Origin of the sequence: Psychromonas sp. (genome assembly GCF_047632995.1) — a bacterium.
Taxonomy (GTDB): domain Bacteria; phylum Pseudomonadota; class Gammaproteobacteria; order Enterobacterales; family Psychromonadaceae; genus Psychromonas.
In genome coordinates, this window is sequence record NZ_JBLIEK010000215.1 from 1 (window position 1) to 3,730 (window position 3,730).

The window sequence follows — 3,730 nt, forward strand, 5'->3', positions numbered from 1 at the left end:
AATAGATCAGGGTAAAGCAAGCTTTCAGTGGTTATTGGACGATGGTATTGAATTGACAATCACGCGTGAATGGCCCGATACAACGACCTTTGTTACCTATTCGCTTCCCGAGCATCAGTCTTTATTAGAGATGCAGCAAAAACAATTCGCGCAAAAAAAAGATCCTTCACTGATAAAATCAGGCGTAAACTGAGTCCCATCGAAGACTATAAAAAAATTTGTTCTACTTGCTTTATTACCATAAAATCAAACAGATATTAAAAAAATCCTCCCCTTATAAAAGTTGAGTCCATGGATACTACGCTATTACTTTTTATTGGCACCGCATTTACCTTTGGTATGGTAATTAACTTTACCGGTTTACCCCCTATGGTCGGTTTTTTATTGGCCGGTTTCGCTCTTAATTTTTTTGGATTTGAATCTACCGAAGGGTTAATCACCTTTGCTAATTTAGGTGTCACTCTACTGCTTTTCTCGATCGGCTTAAAATTAGATCTGCGCACCCTTTTCAAAACAGAAGTTTGGGGAGGAGCAAGTATCCATATTGTGAGTAGCATTGTTTTTTACGCGCTACTTTTATTGCTATTAAAACAGATTGGCCTCTCTTTTTTTAGTTCCCTGGATATACCAGCGGTACTGCTTGTCTCCTTTGCTTTGAGTTTTTCCAGTACTGTATTTGCGGTAAAAATTCTGGAAGAAAAAAGTGAAACAAACTCTCTGTATGGGCGACTTGCAATCGGTATTTTGATTATGCAGGATATTTTTGCCGTACTTTTCTTAACCATTTCGGTCGGTAAAATTCCTTCTATCTGGGCCTTTTCATTACTTGCCTTACCTGTTGTCAGGCCTCTGCTGTTTAAACTGCTCGACAGAGCCGGTCATGGAGAACTACTGGTCTTATATGGTTTTTTCTTGGCACTGGTTATTGGTGCTGGATTATTTGAATCTGTTGGCATGAAAGCAGATTTAGGTGCATTAATTGCCGGTATGTTGCTTGCAGGACATCCGAGCGCCAAAGATATGGCAAACTCACTGTTTAATATGAAAGAGCTGTTTTTAATCTGTTTCTTTTTAACAATCGGTTTAGGGGGATTACCAAATCTTGATCACCTGATGATAGCAACTATTTTATCACTGCTATTGTTAGGCAAAATTGCACTCTATTTCCTTACCTTAACTAAATTTAGACTACGTTCCCGTACCGCGCTTTTTGCCTCCTTTAGCTTAGCAAGTTACAGTGAATTTGGTTTGATTGTGGCTTCCCTTGCCACCTATAAAGGTTGGTTAACACAAGACTGGTTAATTATTACCGCACTTGCCGTTTCCTTAAGTTTTATTATTGCTGCACTATTAAATAAATATGCAGATACTATCTACACCCGCTTTACACGATCATTAAAGCGTTTTCAGTCTAAGCGTCTGCATAAAGATGATCGCCCTGTTCGCGTTGGCGATGCACAAATATTGGTAATGGGAATGGGCCGCATTGGCACTGGCGCTTATGATGTTTTAAAACAGAGTTATGGTGAAAAGGTGATGGGTCTCGATTATGATCAGCAAACGACTATCAAACACCGCGAATTAGGTCGACGAGTGATTACTGGCGATGCACTCGACTCTGATTTTTGGAATAAACTGCAACTCACCGATAATATAAAACTGATTTTGCTGGCGATGCCGGATCATAATGGTAATCGTTATGCGGCGGAGCAACTAAGTAAGATCACATTTTGCAGCTTTAAAGTGGCGGCACTTGCACACTATAAAGAAGATGAAAGTGAGTTAAATGAACTGGGTGTTACGCCTGTTTACAATATGTATGTGGAAGCGGGGGCCGGTTTTGCCCGCCATGTATGTGCCGAGGTGAACCTCGTTTTAGCAAAAAGTTCTCATAAACAAGAGTTATAAGCATAAAATCAGCTAATCCCTCTGTTTGTGAGCTATTTATACGGATTTAGTGTGACTTTTCTTCTATATTCTGCAAAAATAATACAATTAAATTTGTCTAAAAAAATCGTCCTCTTTTTGCTGAGGTTAAGCAAACGGAAAAATATTATTAAATATTAAAAGATACAAAATACTCACAGTATTGGTATTCAAATAAAAGGTAACGTTATGTGTTCTATTTTTGGTGTGCTCGACATTAAAAGCGATCCTATCGCATTGCGCCAACAAGCAATTGAAATGTCTAAGCTGCTTCGTCACCGTGGTCCTGATTGGTCTGGTGTTTACTCTTCTGATAAAGCAATCCTTGTCCACGAACGTCTGTCAATTGTCGACGTAAATACAGGCGCACAGCCACTATATAATCAAAATAATACACATATTCTTGCGGTAAATGGTGAAATCTATAACCATAAAGAATTAGCGGCTGAATTGACTTGCGGATACCAGTTCAAAACAAAATCTGACTGCGAAATCATTCTCGGGTTATACGAAGAAAAAGGTAATACATTCTTAGATGACCTTAACGGTATCTTCGCTTTTTGTTTATATGATGCCGAAAAAGATAAATACCTGATTGGCCGTGACCATATGGGGATTATTCCGCTTTACATGGGCTGGGATGAACATGGTAACTTTTACGTCGCCTCTGAAATGAAGGCATTAACTCCCATTTGTACAAAAGTTCAGGAATTCCCAACAGGATCATTTTTAGACAGTGATATCGGTGTGATCACTAAATATTACACGCGTGACTGGATGCAATATGATGCAGTAAAAGATAACGGCGGCAGTGCAGCTGAAATAGGGCAAGCACTTGAAGCGTCCGTTAAACGCCAATTGATGTGTGATGTGCCGTACGGTGTATTACTATCTGGTGGCTTGGATTCATCTGTTATCTCGGCTATCACGCAAAAATTTGCTAAACAGCGTATTGAAGACAATGATGAAAGCGGCGCATGGTGGCCACAACTGCACTCTTTTTCTGTCGGACTTGAAGGCTCTCCCGATCTAGCCGCCGCTGAAAAAGTAGCCAAAGAGTTAGGCACTATTCACCACCCTATTATCTTTACCGTACAAAATGGTATTGATGCACTGCGTGAAGTTATTTACCATATTGAAACTTACGATGTAACCACCATCCGCGCTTCGACGCCGATGTACCTAATGGCACGTAAGATTAAAGCGATGGGTATAAAAATGGTACTTTCAGGTGAAGGTGCCGATGAAATATTTGCCGGTTACTTATACTTCCATAAAGCGCCAAATCCAAAAGAGTTACATGAAGAGTTAAACCGTAAAATCAGCAAACTGCATATGTTTGACTGTTTACGTGCTAATAAATCAATGGCTGCTTGGGGAATTGAAGCACGCGTACCATTCTTAGACAAAGAGTTTATGGATGTTGCTATGCGTACTAACCCAGAGCTTAAAATGATCAAAGACGGCCGTATCGAGAAGAATATTCTCCGTGAAGCGTTCGAAGGTCAGCTGTTAAGTGAAGTGTTATGGCGTCAAAAAGAACAGTTCTCTGATGGTGTGGGTTATAGCTGGATAGATACATTAAAAGCGCATATTGAAACACAGGTAACAGATCAACAACTGGCGGCTGCGGCGTTTAAATTTCCAATCAATACACCCGATACCAAAGAAGCTTATTTCTACCGTAGTATCTTTGCAGAGCACTTCCCGCTTGATAGTGCAGCAGAATGTGTACCTCACGGAAAATCAGTGGCATGTTCAACGGTTGAAGCATTGGCTTGGGATGAAAGCTTCCAAAATAATG

General features: G+C 40.1%; 2 protein-coding genes and 1 pseudogene. All 3 read left to right on the forward strand.

The features are described 5' to 3' along the window. Nucleotides 1-193, forward strand: a pseudogene (locus ACJAT7_RS18460) (hypothetical protein); the annotation flags it as partial. Between the two features lie 98 nt (nt 194-291). Next, nucleotides 292-1,908 (forward strand): cation:proton antiporter, encoded by a 1,617-nt coding sequence (locus tag ACJAT7_RS18465; protein ID WP_415228260.1) that lies wholly within the window; start codon nt 292-294, stop codon nt 1,906-1,908. A gap of 207 nt (nt 1,909-2,115) precedes the next feature. Next, nucleotides 2,116-3,730: asparagine synthase B (asnB, locus tag ACJAT7_RS18470; RefSeq protein WP_415228261.1), on the forward strand; the 1,615-nt coding region annotated here is incomplete at its 3' end.

Coding starts and splice junctions, on each gene's coding strand:
- ACJAT7_RS18465 (WP_415228260.1), top strand. CDS start 292: ATGGATACTACGCTATTACTTTTTATTGGCACCGCATTTACCTTTGGT.